Genomic DNA, 17,523 nt, shown 5'->3' with positions numbered 1-17,523 from the left:
ATCTAAAAAAGGGAACAGGTACTTAAGAAAAGCTATGTACCTGCCTGCATTGACAGCGGTAAAATGGGATGATACTTTTAGGGCCTTATATGCCCGGATCGTTGCAAAACAGGGAATTAAAATGAAAGGATTAGTAGCAGTACAACGAAAGCTGCTTGAAACTATATATGTGATCTTTAAACGAAAAGAAAACTATGATAAAAACTATGAAGAAAATAAGCAAAAAAATAGAGCGCAGATACAAATAGTATAAGGCTCTATACAGGATAGCTCAAGGCTTCCTAAGAATACAAAAATAGAAAAAATTATTATTTTTCTTGTAAATCAACACAGAATCTTCGGAGAGGGGCCGGGGGAGAGGATAAATAGTAACAAAAAAGCAGCATACATTACTGCATACTGCTTTAATTATAAGGCATAAAAAAACCACCCCGAAGGATGGTTTTATAATAACTCTTTATAAATTATTAGTAACGGCCACCACGGTTGTAGTCTCCACCACCGCCGCTGTTACCACCGCGGTTGTAACCACCACGGTCTCCACCGCCGCTACCACCACTACGGTTGTTGTCTCTGTTAAATCCGCCCGGACGGCTGTTACCACCACCAAAGCTTCTTCTTTCGCCACCTTCTGGTCTTGGCTCAGATTTGTTTACTACAATAGCACGACCTTGTACAGTAGCACCATTAAGTTCGTCGATAGCCTTTTGGCCTTCTTCTTCATTCGGCATCTCTACGAAACCAAAACCTTTACTTCTTCCAGTAAATTTGTCTGTAATAATTTTTACCGAATCAACCGGTCCATAAGCCTCAAAAGACTCTCTTAAATCTGCCTCGCCCAAGCTGAACGGAAGGCTTCCCACGAAAATGTTCATATAAAACTGATTATTTATTTTTTTTTGGTGTTTGGTACTCCAGCCTGCATAACTCATTAGCAGACATCTACAAATGTAAACTTATTTAGTTACAAAACACCTTTTTATTTTTATTTAATAAAATTTTAATATACGTAACTGCCAGAATGTTAAAAAACATACGTATTAACAGGGCTTTTACTATTGGGCTACACCTGCAATAGGCACTTTGTAAAATACACCGTTCTGAAAAAATACCTCATCGCCATCATCGCTTACTGCCCTAAAATGAAAAGTACCCGTAATATAGCCTGCTGTAAGATCTGTATCCTGTGCCGTAATCTTAATTTCGCCAGAGCCCAAATCAGTACCGGTTTGATAATCCAGGCCCAAATCATCTACCGCAACAGAGTAAGATGCCTTATCAAGCTCGTTTACCCCAAGTGCATAAGCACGCGCATTTGTTCTGGACGTCTTTAATATAAGTGTCTCAAACCCATTAGTTGCCTGAATGGTAAGCGAATTATCTGTTCCAACAGTTGCTGTAAACTCTGTGGCTTTCCATAAGTCGTTGTCTTTAAGCCCCTGTACGGCGGGAGTATTAAATTTTACATCTTCTTCGCACGAAGTAAAAACAGCCAGCAACACTAAAAGCGATAAAATCTTTTTCATTATTATATTGTTAGAAGGGGTAAATCAAAATTTTACAACGACAAAAATAGTTTTTTATGGAATATATCCTAATCAAAAAGAAATAAATCACAAGAAAATTTCAAAATTTGAAATATCTTAAACAGCAAAAATCATAAAATGCGGTATTTACACCAATTGTTCTATAAACTTTTATATATTTGCACGCTTAATTAATCGGGGTCGGGAACCCCACAATTTAATCCACAGACTATGCCTGTAAAAATCAGATTACAAAGACACGGTAAAAAAGGAAAACCTTTTTACTGGGTAGTAGCAGCAGATGCTCGCTCTAAAAGAGATGGTAAATTTCTTGAGAAATTAGGAACTTACAATCCAAACACTAATCCTGCAACGATAGACCTAAACCTTGACAGCGCTGTACAGTGGCTGCACAATGGTGCACAGCCTACCGATACTGCAAGAGCTATCCTTTCTTACAAAGGTGCTTTACTAAAACACCACCTTGATGGCGGCGTTAGTAAAGGTGCCCTTACACAAGAGCAGGCAGATGAGAAATTTACTAAATGGCTTGACGAAAAATCAGGTAAAGTAGATGCTAAAAAAGACAACCTTTCTACAGCTAAAGCCGATGCAAAAGCAAAAGCATTTGAAGCTGAGAAAAAAGTAAACGAAGACCGTATTGCTGCTGCAAAACAGGCTGAAGCCGATCTTGCTGCTGCTAACGCTCCTGTTGCCGAAGAAGCTGCAGAAGAAACTACTACGGAAGAGAACACTGAAGAAACCCAAGCATAATTTTTAAAGGCGCCATGCGTAAAGAAGATTGTTTCTATTTAGGCAAGATCGCCAAAAAATTTAGCTACAAGGGCGAGGTACTGGCCTGGCTGGATACCGACGAACCGGGACTTTATGACAATTTGGAATCGGTGTTTGTGGAAGTACACAAACACCTGGTTCCATTTTTTATACAACAAAGTTCTATTCACAAAAATGATTTCCTCAGGATAAAATTTGAGGATATAGATACCGATGAAGCGGCCGACGGTATGTTGGGCTGCGAAATTTACCTGCCCCTAACCATGCTGCCCAAGCTGGAAGGCAATAAATTTTATTTTCACGAAATTATTGGCTTTACAGCCGAAGACCAGCGACTGGGCGATATAGGCACCATTGTTGGCATTAACGATACCTCATCTCAGGCCCTTTTTGAAATTAAAAAAGGCGAGATCGAGATACTTGTACCCATGATAGACCATTTTATTATTAAGGTAGACCGCGACAATAAAAAAATTGTGCTTGATACCCCCGATGGTTTGATAGACCTTTACCTTAATAGTTAGCAGTTTAGGGTTTGGAGTTGCGGGTTCTGTATGCATACACTGTGTGTTCCGGCATCCAAAAATCTATCATCTCACATCTGCGCTTTCAAGTCTATTATCTTACGTCTATTATCTATCATCTCTTGTCTATTATCTCTTGTCTATTATCTCTTGTCTATTATCTCTTGTCTATTATCCATTATCTTGCCTCTATCATCTAAAAACCTAACCATCTAATGTCCAGTTTCCAGTTCAAGCGTTTTACCATACAGCAGGATAAATGTGCCATGAAGGTAGGTACCGATGGTGTTTTGCTTGGCGCATGGGCACCGTTAGACAACCACCCCTACTCTATATTAGATATTGGCGCAGGAACCGGACTTATAGCCCTTATGCTGGCACAACGCAGCGGAGCCGAACAGATAGATGCCATTGAGATAGATGACGCCGCTTATGAGCAGGCTGTAGATAATTTTGAGAATTCGCCGTGGGGCGACCGCCTGTTTTGCTACCATGCCGGTTTAGACGAATTTATGGAAGAGCCCGAAGACGAGTACGACCTTATTATTAGCAACCCACCCTTTTATACCGAAGACTACACTACAGGCAACGAGCAGCGCGACAAGGCACGTTTTACCGAATCGTTACCGTTTGAAGACCTGGTAGAAGCTGCCGGATTATTATTATCTGAAAAAGGCGTTTTTTGCGTTATCATCCCCTTTAAGGAAGAAAGCCATTTTATTGCCTTAGCGGCAGAAGAAGGTCTGCACCCCTTTAAAATTACCCGCGTAAAAGGCACCCCAGCTACCGATGTTAAGCGAAGCCTGCTGGCTTTTAGCTTTACCCAAAACACCACACCTGCCATTACAGAGCTAACCATAGAGCTGGCCCGCCACGATTACACCCCCGAATATAAAGAGCTTACCCGAGATTTTTATTTAAAAATGTAAGTTATCGCACTACTTTAAGCCCAAAGGACGGCGCACGCAGCTCGTTTTTTGGTGTTGCAGTTTTAAATACCTGGGTATAATCTTTAATAAGCATTTCGTGTATGTTTATCCATGTAACATTTTTATAAAAATCGGGCTGATGCCAATATATAGGTTTATCGCACTGAAAAGTTTCATAGCTGAGCGAGGCATTTTCGCTATCGGGCAGCAAAGCACCATTCTCATCACAGAGACCCAAACCCTCTATACCCACAAAGGCACCTTCGGCAGGAAACTCAATATTATAGCCCGAAAGGTCTAACTCCACCAAACCTTTAGTACCCTTTTCTACAAATCCAATTACGTTATCGTGGAGCAACTCATTTCCCGGATGCCGGTTGTCGTTTTCAGCTTTATAAATATGCAACCGGTAGGCAAACCGTTGTTTTGCACTAACAATTTTAAACAGAAACGATTGTATGGCAGCAGCCGAACCAAGAGTGTTTTCTATATACACAGCATCCTGAAAACCTTTTTTAATCCCGCTAAACTTTAATTTTTTCATACTGCTATACCCTATGGTAACCTGTACTGTTTTAGTTACTACCACTTCGTTTAGCTCCACCGCCGTTTTATTAAGTAATATTATAGGGGTTATATCTACTTTCGCGATAACTTTAGGCGCATACCCAATACAAGATACTTCTACAGTATCAAAAACCTTATCAGAAGGCATTGTAAACCTACCATCCTGCCCGCAATAATCTCCTGTTACTGGCATACCATCCTTTGTAAACACTAATTTCGCAAAAGAAATGGGTTCCTGGGTGTTGGAGTCTAAAACTTGCAACACCTGTGCGCAAGCATTAAACACAACAAACAAGAGTAAGAATGAAAAAAAAAATTTCATATTAGTTAGCTTTATACTTAATTAAAAAATAACCTGTAACGCAATAAACGTTAAACTTTGTTATGCTAAAATAAGTAAGAGTTCAAATTTATAAATAAACCTGAACTCTTATAATAAGCAACCCACCCTTTTATACCGAAGACTACACTACAGGCAACAAGCAGCGCAACAAGGCACGTTTTACCGAATTGTTACCGTTTGAAGATCTGAAAAAGGCGTTTTTTGCGTTATCATCCCTTTTAAGGAAGAAGGCCATTTTATTGCCTTAGCGGCAGAAGAAGGCCTGCATCCCTTTAAAATTACCCGCGTAAAAGGCACCCAAGCTACCGATGTTAAGCGAAGCCTGCTGGCTTTTAGCTTTGACCAAAACACCACACCTGCCATTAACGAGCTAACCATAGAGCTGGCCCGCCACGATTACACCCCCGATTATACAGAGCTTACCAAAGATTTTTATCTAAAAATGTAAGTTATCGCACTACTTTAAGCCCAAAGGATGCATTTGGATAATTGGTCGAATCGTTATTTAAAGCATTTTTTAATCGCGTAGTGTCTTCCCACGTTCTTACCTTAAATCTATTTCTAATAAAAGTAACCGGTTTATCGATCAGATTATTATATTCAAACCTAATATTGCCCTTTTCAGTATCCATTATAAAATTCCCGATAGTTTCATCTATCACCCCAAGTGCCTCTATACCTACAAAAGCTCCCTCAGCGGGCAACTCTAAATTTAATCCTGTTACATCTATTTCTACCAGTCCTTTGGTTTTGGCATCAATATAATTAATAACATCATGGATCAATATTTCGGCCCCCGGTTCAAAATTTTCCGGTGATATATTATAAAAGTGAATCCGGAACGCTGTCTTCGCCTTAGCTTTTTTAATAGAAAACAAAAAAGATACTATCTCAAGTGGCTTATTATTCATGTTTTCAATAAAAACTACCTCTTCTATACCTTTACCAATACCCGAAACAAAAGATTTTTTAAAATCGCTATAGCCTAAAACTAACTCCTTTTTTGGCAATGTTTTAGTTACTACCACTTCGTTTAGCTCCACCGCCGTTTTAGTAAGTAATATTATAGGGGTTATATCTGCTTTCGCGATAACTTTGGGCGCATACCCAATACAAGATACTTCTACCGTATCAAAAGCCTTATCAGCAGGCATTGTAAACCTGCCATCCTGCCCGCAATAATCTCCTGTTACTGGCTTACCCTCCTGAATAAACAAAATAGTTGCAAAAGGTACGGGTTCCTGGGTAGTAGCGTCCTTTACTGTAATTACCTGACTGTAAACCACATTTAACCCAAACAATAAAAGTAAGGCATACAGGTATTTCATGTAGCTAAAAATTTTACCACAAAATAATTAAATATCACGTATAATTAGGAAAGACAATTACATATTCCACTTTTATTAAAAAATACAACAATTTATTATTGAATTGTTAGAATTCTATTTACATTTGCTTCTGTCAAAACAAAAAAGCAAATGAAACCCGATCTTTTTCAAGCCCCGGATTACTACAACCTTGATGAATTACTGACTGATGAGCACAAAATGGTGCGCGACGCTGCCCGCGAGTGGGTTAAGCGCGAGGTATCGCCCATTATAGAAGATTATGCCCAAAAGGCAGAATTTCCAAAACAAATAATTAAAGGCCTTGCCGATATTGGCGCTTTTGGTCCTTACATACCAGAACAATACGGCGGTGCCGGACTGGACCAGATTTCGTATGGACTTATTATGCAGGAAATTGAACGTGGCGATAGCGGCGTTCGTAGCACAGCATCGGTACAGTCGTCTTTGGTTATGTACCCTATATGGAAATACGGCAGCGAAGAGCAGCGTGTTAAATACCTGCCTAAACTGGCCAGCGGCGAGTTTATGGGCTGCTTTGGCCTTACCGAACCCGATCATGGGTCTAACCCCGGCGGTATGATTACCAACTTTAAAGACAAAGGCGACCACTACCTTTTAAACGGTGCCAAAATGTGGATTAGCAACGCACCCTTTGCAGATATTGCTGTGGTGTGGGCTAAAGACGAAAGCGGCAGGATTCATGGCCTTATTGTAGAACGTGGCATGGAGGGTTTTACAACGCCAGAAACACACAATAAATGGTCGCTTCGCGCATCGGCTACCGGCGAACTTATTTTTGACAACGTTAAGGTTCCTAAAGAAAACCTGTTACCTAATAAATCGGGCCTTGGGGCTCCGCTTGGCTGTTTAGATTCGGCGCGATACGGTATTGCATGGGGCGCCATTGGTGCTGCTATGGACTGCTACGATACTGCCCTGCGCTACAGCAAAGAGCGCATCCAGTTCGACAAGCCTATTGGGGCTACACAGCTTCAGCAAAAAAAACTGGCCGAAATGATTACCGAGATCACCAAAGCACAGCTGCTTACCTGGAGGCTTGGCGTTTTACGTAACGAAGGCAAGGCCACTACAGCACAAATATCTATGGCTAAGCGTAACAATGTAGATATGGCACTCACCATTGCCAGAGATGCACGCCAAATGCTGGGCGGCATGGGCATTACAGGCGAATATTCTATAATGCGCCACATGATGAACCTGGAAAGTGTTGTTACGTATGAGGGTACACACGATATCCACCTACTTATAACAGGTATGGATGTTACCGGGTTTGCCGCATTTAAATAATAAATACCTGTTGGTATAAACTTACAAAGAGGATTACTGTATAATGCAGTAATCCTCTTTTGTTTACACACTAACTTAAACTTTAAGAAACTTTAAGTTTTAATTACAGAACCTTTTAGATACCTAATACGTATCTTAGATAAAGGGTGCTTTAAATAATTGTCACTTTTTTGCGTTACAAAATTTAAGATGCATTTAAATAGTCAGGCATTATTTTTGTATCGATAAAAACAATCACTAAGCTTCCTTTTACAGCAAAGCTTTTATAATTTTGTAAAAAATAATGCTATGAACACAGCTACTATTAACAGCCTCCTTACTCCCCAAAGAGATCAACTGCTGCAACACCCTCTATACGCGCGCGTAAAAACCGTAGACGACCTAAAGCACTTTCTGCAAGGGCATGTGTATGCCGTGTGGGATTTTATGTCGCTGCTTAAAGCGCTTCAAACCAAATTAACCTGTACCTCTACCCCGTGGCTGCCTGTTGGCAACCCCGAGATACGCTACCTTATAAACGAAATTGTGCTTGCCGAAGAAACCGATATTAACCTTGAAGGCCAGAGGCAAAGCCATTTCGAAATGTATGTAGATGCAATGAAGGCCATTGGTGCCGATGTTAACGAGATTGCCCTGTTTCTTGATGATGTGGTGGCTACCCAAAACATATTTGTATCTATTAAACAAAGCAGGCTGCACGACGATATTAAGGCATTTTTAAACTTTACCTTCAGGGTTATAGAAGAAGGCCGCCCGCACGAAATTGCCGCCGCCTTTACCTTTGGCCGAGAAGACCTGATACCGGGTATGTTTACCGAGATTTTGCGAAACTTTCAGGAGAATTTTCCAGAAGCCGACCTTAGCAAGCTGATTTACTATTTTGAAAGGCACATAGAGCTGGATGCCGATGAGCACGGCCCTATGGCAATGCAAATGGTAATAGACCTGTGCGAGGGCGATGCCCAAAAATGGAAAGAGGTAGAAGAAATATCAAGGCAGGCTTTAGAAAAAAGAATTGGCCTTTGGGATGCCATAGAAGAGAACATGATGCACCACAACCTGGAGCCTATAGCATAAGTTAAACACACTATTTATTGTTGCCTCCTGATTAGCCTAACCGCTATCAGGAGGTTTTTTTATGCATTTTTTTTCTTTTGTCTTTTGTTATTTTAAATTGTGACTTTTTACCTTACCATTGCAAAATGCCCTTTTACTACCCTGCCATCAGTAAGCGATAGCACAAACCAGTAATCGGTACTTGGCAGTTCGTGTCCGTTAAAAGTACCATCCCAACCCGGCCCACCCGGATTTACAGCGCTTAAAAGCTTGCCGTACCTGTCATAAATAAAAAGGGTACTATTATAGTAAGCAGAGCCATTAAGGCCAGCAACGCGCCAGTAATCGTGCGAATCATCGCCATTAGGGGTAAAAAATTTAGGGATAGCAAGCACCGCTACCTGCTGGTCTACAATGCCGCAGCCGCTGTTATCATAAACATAAAGCGTATGCACGCCCGGCTCAACATCATTAAAAAATGGCGAATCCTGCCACGGTCCATTAGGGTTGTCTAAACTGTATGAATAGGTAGTTGGCACGTTGCCTGTGGGCGAAGCAAATACGGTAACGGTATTAACATCACGCAAATCTTCTACAACCACATCGTTAATAACCGCAATGTTAGATGGCGTAACCGTTATGGTGCGCACCTTTTGGCACAGCGTGGCATGGCTATTATCTGTAACCGTAACACTATAAACACCGGGCTGGTTAACCATTATGCTGCGCGTAAGGGCACCGGTAGACCATTCAAAACTATATTGCGATCCAAGAATACCGGCATCCAAGGGTATAAAATCGTTAGTATTAAGGCACACTACGTCGGTATCGGCAACTTCTATATCGGGCAGCGGGCGCACGTATAAATCGATCTCCCTAATGGCACTGCACTCGTTATTAATCTCTACACGCGCATAAACAGTTTGATGGTTGGCAACCGTAGTAAAATAATTGGCAGGTATGGCATTTTCTTCCATCAGCGCCTTATTGTACGATGTGTAGTAGGTTACTGTAGTACCCAAAGCTTCAAACCCGGCGTCCGGCAGGTTAAACTGGCTACGGCCATCTTCTACCCCATCATCATCGCAACGCTCCATAGTCGCCCCAGCGTATGTAGTTACATTTACTACGAGCGTTAATGGCAAAATTCGGTAGCAACCTGTAGCCCCATTAGTAACCCTCGCTGTAATACTTTGCGGACTGATGCTGTTTATAAAAACGCCGGTAATGGCATTGGTCGCATCAATTGCCTCGATAGCACTTCGATAATAGGCAACGGAAATATCGGCATTGCCGTTGGTGTAATAACCATCGGCTTCGGTAAGGTTAAACTGGGTAATACCATCGGGGCTGGTACCGGTATCGCACTGCACAAGCGTAGCAGTTTGTACATCAACAGGTAATGCATTAACAGTTAACGCTACGGGCTGTATGCTAAAACACTGCGCAAATGCGTCGTTTACAATTCGGGCATAAATTGTCTGAACATTAGGTACAATGTTATAATATGTTGCTGGCAGCGGGTTTGTTTGCAATGTTGCCTCAGCCTCAGTCAGGAAATAATTGGTGGTAAAACCGGTACCCTGAAAAAGCTGCGCGGTAACATCGGGCAGGTTAAATGTGGTTCGCCCATTAGTGTCGCTCCCATCGGTAGTATCATCGCAAAGGGCAAATGTGTTGCCTGTAATTACGGGCGTATTGGTTACATCTAACTGAAATGACGTGGTAGCATAACATTCCTGATTAGCAATAGTATGTACGCGCGCATACATAGTTTGCGGGTTCGATGTGTTGGTGTAGGAAGAACCGGTAATGGCATTGGTATTGGCGTCGGCATCGGCCTGGGTGGTAAAATAACGCACTTCAAAAGTAGTGGGGCTCTGGCCGCCCAGCATTGCGGGGGTACCGTTTAATAATGTAAATGGTGCCGCACCATTATTATCGGTATCGCAGCCCACCATATTGGGTATGGTGTTGGCTACAGGCATGGCGTAAATGGTTATCTCTTTTTCCTCTATTACCGTAGTTTCGCCGGTGCGGAATATCGTTGCTTTAATAGTATACGTGCCCGCTGCCGGAAAGGTATGATCGGGTGTATCCTGCGTAACAGCAGGGCTGCCGTCGCCAAAATCCCAAGAAACCGAATCGAACGGATTGCTTACATTCAGCTCAAAATGGGTTGATTGCCCCAAACAGAGATTGGTTGCTACTATGTTGGCAGAGAAAAAAGAGGTTATAAAAGGCGGCAGTCCAAAAATGGCATATTTACCGCTATCAAGCGCAAAAGCGCCTTCATTATAATTACAAAGTGCGCCGGTTTCTTCGGGGTTGTTAATAACATCAAGCGCCGATGCCCCGTTAATAGCCTTGTAAATTTTACCGTTGGGGCCCAGCTGCATGGTTGCTCCTCCCGAGGTATTAGCCACCAAAATATCTGATGCCGAAATATTGGCGCTAAGCATATCATACTGATGCACACCCCCAAAACCAAACATATTATCGTAAGACACATACAGCTTTTTTGCCGTAGGCGAAAACTCCAGTCCGTAAGGCCGGCAATCGCTTTTTATAAGTACAGGGTTAGAAATAACCCCCGTAGCATTATCAAAATTATAGAGGTATAAGGTTCCATTTGTATCATACTCGCCCTCTACAACCCCCAATTGTTGGTGGGCAATGGCAATATATTTGCCATCCGGCGATGCCTTTATGCACCCAATGGCGTTGCGCCTGTAGCCTTCGGTTGGTACTATGGGAGTTATTTGTGTTACCACCGGCGTAGGATTTACACCGTTGCCATCTACAAAAAATGAATAAAAACGGTCTATAAAATGCGTAACCACCCAGTAACCGGTACCACTACTGTTTTTAACAGCCGTTATTTTTTCTGAGCATTTGTATTTTGCCTCGTTTATAATGGCAGGGTTATAAGTGTAAAGCTGCTGATTGTGTGCGGTAGTTACATCGCCAAAGCTACCGTTGCTCCCCGTAAGAGAAAGGTCGACTATCGAATAATTAAGGCCGTTATTATACCCGTCATCGGCTTCAGGCACGTTTTGAATTACATCATTAGCCTCCATGTAATCGCCGGTAAACTGGTTAGGATACACCGATGCATTGGCATGGTGCGGCTCATCTACCGTAAAAATATAGTACAGGTTGGGATTGGTTTTATTTGGGATGATAATGCACGACTGCGTACTCGACGGGTCGCCAAGCAGGCCCGTACCCGCACCATAATTAGCGTTAGGCATAAGCACATGGTTACGGTCCCACACGTTACGACCATCACTATAAAATAGCAGATTACCGTCAACGTCTGACATGGAGCTGCACCCCTCATTGGTTTGCATCTGGCTGCCGCCGAGGTTTTGTACCGAGCCGTCTTCCATAAAATGGATACCCGCATTTATACCAAAATACCAGTTATTAGCCTCTTTTTGCGCAAATGCCTTTAGGCAAAAGAGCAATAGTAAAACGAGGATGGTAATTTTTTTCATGCGGCAAAAATAATGGCTATTTCAAAGTTAGGCTTTATTATCGTAACAACGAAAAATGCCCTTTGATAATTCTGCCTTCTTTAAGCGCAAGTGTAAACCAGTAATCCGTAGCCGGTAAGGGTTTTCCGTTGTAGCTGCCATCCCATCCCTTGCCGTCAGAACTTATTTGCTTAACCAGTTTGCCGTAGCGGTCAAATATAAATATGGTGTGGTCTTTTAAGCCTATTACATTCCATGTTTCGTGTTCTGTATCGCCGTTAGGGCTAAAGAAATGCGGATAGCCAATAGTACTGACGTTGCTTATTGTAAGGCTGTCGCACGAAAATTGCCCCGACTGCACATCGCGTACCACTACCTCATGCACCCCTAATGATACATTGGTAAATACGTTAGAATTTTGCCACGGCCCGCCATCCAGGCTATATTGATATTGACCATAGCCCTCTACTAAAACAGTTATCGTCTGGCTGTCGCTGAAAGCATTGCTCACTACGTAGCCTTCGCCTATTTTAACGGCCGTCCCTGACTGGATTACGTTAAACGCTGCCGATACGCCTGACACGCAGAAGTTAGGTGCCGGGCCGGTTACTTCTACTGTGTAGTTTCCTGCCTCTACAGCTTCGTAAGTCGATGCCGATGGGTCAAGGGTTACTTCTACCCCGTCAAGGAACCATTTGTAGGTGTTGCCTGCCGTGGTGATGCCACTGTTAAGGGTTAACCCTTTTACAGTCTGGCCTGTTTTGAAGTCTACACAGATGGTATGGTCGTCTCCTGGTGTGCTTATTACAGGCTCTGCCAGTATTTCTGCTTTTACCGTGAAGGTTGTGTAGCTGATACAGCCGCTTACTGTTGTTATGTCGCTTATGGCGGCTACTATCGTTTGCTCGTTCTGCGTGGTATTGGTATACGCTGCAGGGGTTGGTATCGCGTTGGTGCCGGCAAGGGCATCGGCCTGGGTTTCATAATACGTTACCGTATAGTTGGCCGCAGGGCTCTGGGTGCCGATGATATCGGCTGTGGCCTGGGTAAGGTCAAACTCCGTAAAGCCGTCGTTGCTGCCATCGGTATCGCAAAGGTCAAAGTACGTATCCAGCGTGGCCTGGGTTACAGGGTTGGCTATGGCCTGCTGCTCTACCGCGATTACAAAGCTTGCGGTATTGGTACAGCCCGTTACCGTGTTTACTACTTCTACCAGTATGGTTTGTGGTGTGCTTACATTATCATAGATGTACGGCAGTGGTGTATTAGCTGCCTGCGCCGCGGCATCAAAGTAGAACGTAAGGGTATAATCGTCATAATCTTCCGGTGCTACGCCTGCGCCCAGTATCTCATCAATATGGGTATTGAAGTCGAACGTGGCGGTGCCGGTGTATACCAACTGGCAGATAGCATACGGTGCTATGGTGCCTGTGGCTGGCAGTGGGTTTACTATCAGGTTAAGCTCTACCAGTACATAGCATACCGGGTCGGTTGCGTTGGTGGTTTGTGCCGATACTTTTACCCATACGCTGCCTGTGGCACTTGGCCATGCGGTTGGCGTAAGGATCTCGTTGGTGCCATTGTTGGCATCTTCTTCCGTTAGCCAGTAGCTTAGCTGCGACAGGGTGTCGTTGGCCAGTATCTGTGCGGCTGCATCGGTTAGGTTAAAGGTCTCTGTACCGTCGGCTGAGATGTCGTCACATTTTTCAAGCGCTGTCGGGTTCATGTTCGGCACCGGTAGTGGCAGCACCCTTATGGTAAGGGTTATATAGCTTTTACAGCCCGCAGGGGTGGTTACCTCCACAAACAGGGTCTGTGCGTTGCTGGTGTTGGTATACGCCTCCGGGTCAGGTATCGCGTTGGTGCCGGCAAGGGCATCGGCCTGTGTGGTGTAATACGTTACCACGTTGCCCATACCTATGCCCATTGGGCCCAGTATCTCGGTGTTTTTAACCGTTAGGTCAAAGATCGTTTTGCCATCGTTCGGGGTACCATCTTCGCACAACACAAGCGGGGTTGGCTGGATAAGGTCTACCGGTTTGTTCAGGATAACCTGGAAGCTCGTTAAGCTGTAGCAGCCTGTTTCGGCATCTTCCACGCGTACCCAGATCACCTGCCCGTTGGTGGCGGTGTACTGTGTAGCGTTGGTGATCATGTTGATATCGGCATCGGCATCTTCTTCACTGATAAAGTAATGGATGATGATGCTGTCCTGGTCGCCTGCGGCGATGTTAAGTGCATCGTAGATCACCTGGTTTTGTACCGTCAGGTCTACGCGGGCTTTGCCGTCCTGGACGTTGTTGTCGTAATCATCACAGTCTACGATGTTTTCAAGGGCTGGGGCCTGTGGTGCAGCGGTAACAATAATTTCTATCTTATAGGTATTAAAACAACCCGTTGCCGTATTAAATACGCGTACATAAATGGCCTGTAAAAAAGGCGTCATGTTTTGTAGCGAACTTGTATTGCTAATAGCATTTAAGTTATTTTGGGCATCTTCATCCGTCCAATGGAAGCTAATAACAAGGTTCTCCCCTCCATTAATCATATCTTCCACCAGCTCATCTAAATTTATAACCCCTATACCCTCTCCATTAGTATCGCAAACGGTAAGGTCTATGGGTAGCGGCTCTAATATTTCCGGTAGTGGTTCTACCCTTACATCTAACAATACAATGCGGTAGCAATCTGTAATAGCATCGGCCACCCTCACAAAAATAGTTTCTACCGCAAGGGTATTAAAATACGATTCCGCCCCCACTATAGCGTTCGTATTACCTTGGGCATCGGCATACGTAGGGTGAAAGCTTACATTAAGGCCAAGTGTACCAACCCCTATAATTTCGTCTATTTTAGTGGTAAGGTCAAACTCTTCAATTTCATCGCCGGGATTATCATCATCGCACACCGTATATGGCGCCGGCTGAGTAACCACCGGTAATGCATTTACCACCAACTGCACCTGAACAACATCATAACATCCCGTTGCATTATTAGTTACCCTTATGTATATAATGGTATTTATTGTAGCATAATTTGCAGGGGTTGTAATTGCATTGGCACCTGCAACGGCATCATCGTGGGTTAAATGATAGGTTACACTAAATAGTGCGGCATCCATGCCATTTAGCACTTCAGCATTTAAAGAGGTAAGGTCAAAAACCGCTATGCCATCAACATCGCTGTCGCCGTTATCGCAAAGTGCATACGGAAAGGTGGGGGTTGTTGCCTCGGGTACAGGGTTTACTATTAACTGCAGGGTGGTAGTATCAAAACAATTACCAAATTCTGACTGTACCCTTATATATAATGTCTGCGCATTATTAAATACGTTACTGTATTGGGCTGTATTGGGTATAATGTTGGTGCCAAAATCGGCATCGGGCTGGGTTTCGTGTATGGTTACAATTACACCACTACCCAATGTGGCCGATATATTGTCTATAACAGCATCTAAATTAAAGTAGGCAACGCCATCGTTATTAAAATCGCATTCCTGCAATGCAAGCACATCAAAAGCCACCGGCGGCGCAACAAGTTGCAACTGTATTGATGCAATATTAAAACAACCGGTTAAGGCATTGGTTATTTTTACATACACCGTTTGGGGCATGCTTAAGTTAGTGTACCAAGTAGGATCATTAATTATATTAATGCCGTTAACAGCGTTTGCATAGCTTTCGAAAAAACTAAAAATTGCATCCTGCTGATTACCGGCAAACATGCTGTTATAGATAGTAAGGTCAAAATTGGTGTGCTGGTCTTCTACCCCATCATCATCGCACCTTTTAATTTCTAACGGAATGTTATCCGGATTATTAAACACCGGTGGTGGCGACAGGTTTATAGTAAACGATGTTATGGCATAGCCAAAACACCCATCGGTACTTTCCAGCCTTGCCCAAATGGTTTGAGGCGTGCCCGTTGACGGATTCTGGTGCGGTATGCTCAGTGCGCCAACTTCATCCTCGGCATTTTCTAAGGAGGCATAGTAGGCCACTACCGATGTTGGATTGCCATTTTTAATGGCAGCATCGTTTTCGTTCAGGTAAAAGAATTCTGACCCGTTACCATTCGAATCGCACAGGAACAAATCCTGAGGAATACCAGCCGTTACAGGATTGGTAACCTCTATGGTAAACTCAATGCTGTTAGAGCAATCGGTCTGGTTATTGGTTAGTGTGGCATAAATTGTTTGCGGGTTGCTGGTGTTAGCATAAGCCAACGGATTATTAATTTGCCCTGTAAAATCGGGGTTGGTGTAATAATCAACCTCTAAATTGGCCTGCCCACCGGTAAACATGGCCTGGTGCGTGGTAAGGTTAAAGGCAACCGACTGGTCATCTACATCATCATCATCGCAATGCGAAAGGTTTATGTTTTGGTTATTAGGGTTTAAAAATTGTGGCAGCGGCAGCACCGTTAGCGTAAACGACCTAAGATCGTAGCCAATGCAGCCATTGGTTTTTTCTAACCGGCTCCATATAGTTTGCGGCCCGTAAGCTATGGTGTTTTGGTACTGTTCCGGCAGCGGGTCTGTCTCTGCAATAGCATTGGCCTGAGAAGCGTAATAGGTAACACTGCACTGGGTATTGCCATCTTTAATGGGCGTATCGTTAGCCACTAAATTAAACAGGGCAAAACCATCGCCGTTAACATCGCATTCTACAAGGTCGTTGGGTTCGCCACCCACAATAGGCGGTATAATGCTAAGGGTAAAGGTTTCGTTACTGTAGCACCCCGTTATGGTATTGGTCATCCGCATATAAATAACCTGCGGGTTGGATGTATTTTCAAAAACCTCCGGCGAACTTATAGGGCTTTCGCCGGTAATCATATCGTTAACCGAAAGGTGGTACGTAATTTCTACCGGGGTCTGGTTGCCAATAAACATTTCGGCATGGGTAGTAAGGTTAAAAACCGTAGACTCATCATCAATATCGTCAGAATCGCACAGTTCAAGGTCGGTTGGAATATTATCGGGGTTAAGAAAAACCGGCACATCATGAAACGTAGCCGTGCCTGTCCACTCCATCGAAAAGTTACTGGAACCCACGGGGCGGTCTATAATAATGTAGTATGATTCGCCATCCTGAACATTCATCCAGTTAATAAAGGCATTACCATCGGGGCCCGGCCCTTCAGACACATCTGTAGATACGGCATTCATGCCTGTAGTATTGTATAAAAGAGCTGCCTGAAGCGGGTTGGTTGTAGAGCACCGTACAGCCGTGCCAAGATTACCACAGGCAACATCGGGGCCAAAAATCCAGAAATCAAAATCGACGCTAAGGTTACTGCTTTCGGGCGTAAGCACAAAACCAAGCGTACCGCCGTCTTTAATTAAAATTTTTAACCAAAGGCTGTTGTTCTCCATACTGGAGCAGGCGTTATTAAAATTAATTTCCTGTGTACCAATACCTGTAGCATCAAGGCCATTGTAATTAGCGTCGCCGCACACCATAATGGCATCCGGGCAGTCTGTTTGGGCACTTAATGTTAACGGAAGGTAAAATAATACAGCTACTAATAGCCACGAGTAAAGTTTCACAGCATACAATGTTAAATTTTTTATAAAATTAGCGATTTTTACTTAAGACAGTCGCTTAGGTATGTTAAATATTTAACCCTCAGTTAAGTTAACAGC

The 17,523-nt window shown here is 43.4% G+C and carries 12 protein-coding genes; 6 read left to right on the top strand and 6 right to left on the bottom strand.

Annotated elements, in window-relative coordinates:
• Nucleotides 1-253: transposase (locus tag G509_RS0108895; protein WP_026991208.1), on the top strand; the 253-nt coding region annotated here is incomplete at its 5' end.
• A 214-nt stretch (nucleotides 254-467) separates the two neighbouring features.
• Here the strand turns inward: G509_RS0108895 and G509_RS0108890 are convergent.
• Entirely contained in the window at nucleotides 468-875 is a 408-nt protein-coding gene (locus G509_RS0108890) for an RNA recognition motif domain-containing protein (RefSeq protein WP_026991207.1), read from the bottom strand.
• Between the two features lie 180 nt (nucleotides 876-1,055).
• Nucleotides 1,056-1,526 carry a DUF6252 domain-containing protein gene (locus tag G509_RS0108885; RefSeq protein WP_026991206.1) on the bottom strand — a complete coding sequence of 157 codons (471 nt, stop codon included), beginning with the start codon at nucleotides 1,524-1,526 and terminating at the stop codon, nucleotides 1,056-1,058.
• A 231-nt stretch (nucleotides 1,527-1,757) separates the two neighbouring features.
• Between G509_RS0108885 and G509_RS0108880 the strand changes: the two genes are divergently transcribed.
• The 3 genes from G509_RS0108880 (at nucleotide 1,758) to G509_RS0108870 (ending at nucleotide 3,774) form a co-directional block, all read left to right on the top strand.
• Nucleotides 1,758-2,300, top strand: coding sequence for a 30S ribosomal protein S16 (locus G509_RS0108880; RefSeq protein WP_026991205.1), 543 nt, complete (start codon nucleotides 1,758-1,760; stop codon nucleotides 2,298-2,300).
• A gap of 14 nt (nucleotides 2,301-2,314) precedes the next feature.
• Entirely contained in the window at nucleotides 2,315-2,845 is a 531-nt protein-coding gene (gene rimM, locus G509_RS0108875) for a ribosome maturation factor RimM (RefSeq protein ID WP_026991204.1), read from the top strand.
• Between the two features lie 215 nt (nucleotides 2,846-3,060).
• Nucleotides 3,061-3,774 (top strand): tRNA1(Val) (adenine(37)-N6)-methyltransferase, encoded by a 714-nt coding sequence (locus tag G509_RS0108870; RefSeq protein ID WP_026991203.1) that lies wholly within the window; start codon nucleotides 3,061-3,063, stop codon nucleotides 3,772-3,774.
• 1 nt (nucleotide 3,775) lies between these two features.
• Here G509_RS0108870 and G509_RS0108865 read toward each other — a convergent pair whose 3' ends face one another.
• Both G509_RS0108865 and G509_RS0108860 read right to left on the bottom strand, forming a co-directional pair.
• Nucleotides 3,776-4,663, bottom strand: a complete 888-nt coding sequence (locus tag G509_RS0108865) for a carboxypeptidase-like regulatory domain-containing protein (RefSeq protein ID WP_026991202.1) — start codon at nucleotides 4,661-4,663, stop codon at nucleotides 3,776-3,778.
• Nucleotides 4,664-5,133: 470 nt separating this feature from the next.
• A complete protein-coding gene (locus G509_RS0108860; RefSeq protein ID WP_026991201.1) occupies nucleotides 5,134-6,012 on the bottom strand; it encodes a carboxypeptidase-like regulatory domain-containing protein in 879 nt (292 codons plus the stop codon).
• Nucleotides 6,013-6,162: 150 nt separating this feature from the next.
• Here G509_RS0108860 and G509_RS0108855 point away from each other — a divergent pair, with 150 nt between their 5' ends.
• On the top strand, nucleotides 6,163-7,341 hold the full coding sequence (locus tag G509_RS0108855; protein ID WP_026991200.1) for an acyl-CoA dehydrogenase family protein: 1,179 nt from the start codon (nucleotides 6,163-6,165) through the stop codon (nucleotides 7,339-7,341).
• A 288-nt stretch (nucleotides 7,342-7,629) separates the two neighbouring features.
• Nucleotides 7,630-8,418: a DUF3050 domain-containing protein gene (locus tag G509_RS0108850; RefSeq protein WP_026991199.1), complete on the top strand. Its 789-nt coding sequence runs from the start codon at nucleotides 7,630-7,632 to the stop codon at nucleotides 8,416-8,418.
• A gap of 107 nt (nucleotides 8,419-8,525) precedes the next feature.
• Here the strand turns inward: G509_RS0108850 and G509_RS22825 are convergent, their stop codons facing one another.
• The gene (locus tag G509_RS22825; RefSeq protein WP_051200076.1) at nucleotides 8,526-11,897 is read right to left on the bottom strand and encodes a T9SS type B sorting domain-containing protein; all 3,372 of its coding nucleotides are present in this window, start codon (nucleotides 11,895-11,897) and stop codon (nucleotides 8,526-8,528) included.
• A gap of 37 nt (nucleotides 11,898-11,934) precedes the next feature.
• Nucleotides 11,935-17,427 carry a T9SS type B sorting domain-containing protein gene (locus tag G509_RS0108840; protein WP_026991198.1) on the bottom strand — a complete coding sequence of 1,831 codons (5,493 nt, stop codon included), beginning with the start codon at nucleotides 17,425-17,427 and terminating at the stop codon, nucleotides 11,935-11,937.
• Nucleotides 17,428-17,523 lie beyond the last annotated feature (96 nt).

The sequence above is a fragment of the Flavobacterium subsaxonicum WB 4.1-42 = DSM 21790 genome, assembly GCF_000422725.1.
Taxonomy (GTDB): Bacteria; Bacteroidota; Bacteroidia; order Flavobacteriales; family Flavobacteriaceae; genus Flavobacterium; species Flavobacterium subsaxonicum.
This window is presented reverse-complemented; position numbering and strand designations above follow the sequence as displayed.

Coding starts and splice junctions, on each gene's coding strand:
- G509_RS0108890 (WP_026991207.1), bottom strand. CDS start 875: ATGAACATTTTCGTGGGAAGCCTTCCGTTCAGCTTGGGCGAGGCAGAT.
- G509_RS0108885 (WP_026991206.1), bottom strand. CDS start 1,526: ATGAAAAAGATTTTATCGCTTTTAGTGTTGCTGGCTGTTTTTACTTCG.
- G509_RS0108880 (WP_026991205.1), top strand. CDS start 1,758: ATGCCTGTAAAAATCAGATTACAAAGACACGGTAAAAAAGGAAAACCT.
- rimM (WP_026991204.1), top strand. CDS start 2,315: ATGCGTAAAGAAGATTGTTTCTATTTAGGCAAGATCGCCAAAAAATTT.
- G509_RS0108870 (WP_026991203.1), top strand. CDS start 3,061: ATGTCCAGTTTCCAGTTCAAGCGTTTTACCATACAGCAGGATAAATGT.
- G509_RS0108865 (WP_026991202.1), bottom strand. CDS start 4,663: ATGAAATTTTTTTTTTCATTCTTACTCTTGTTTGTTGTGTTTAATGCT.
- G509_RS0108860 (WP_026991201.1), bottom strand. CDS start 6,012: ATGAAATACCTGTATGCCTTACTTTTATTGTTTGGGTTAAATGTGGTT.
- G509_RS0108855 (WP_026991200.1), top strand. CDS start 6,163: ATGAAACCCGATCTTTTTCAAGCCCCGGATTACTACAACCTTGATGAA.
- G509_RS0108850 (WP_026991199.1), top strand. CDS start 7,630: ATGAACACAGCTACTATTAACAGCCTCCTTACTCCCCAAAGAGATCAA.
- G509_RS22825 (WP_051200076.1), bottom strand. CDS start 11,897: ATGAAAAAAATTACCATCCTCGTTTTACTATTGCTCTTTTGCCTAAAG.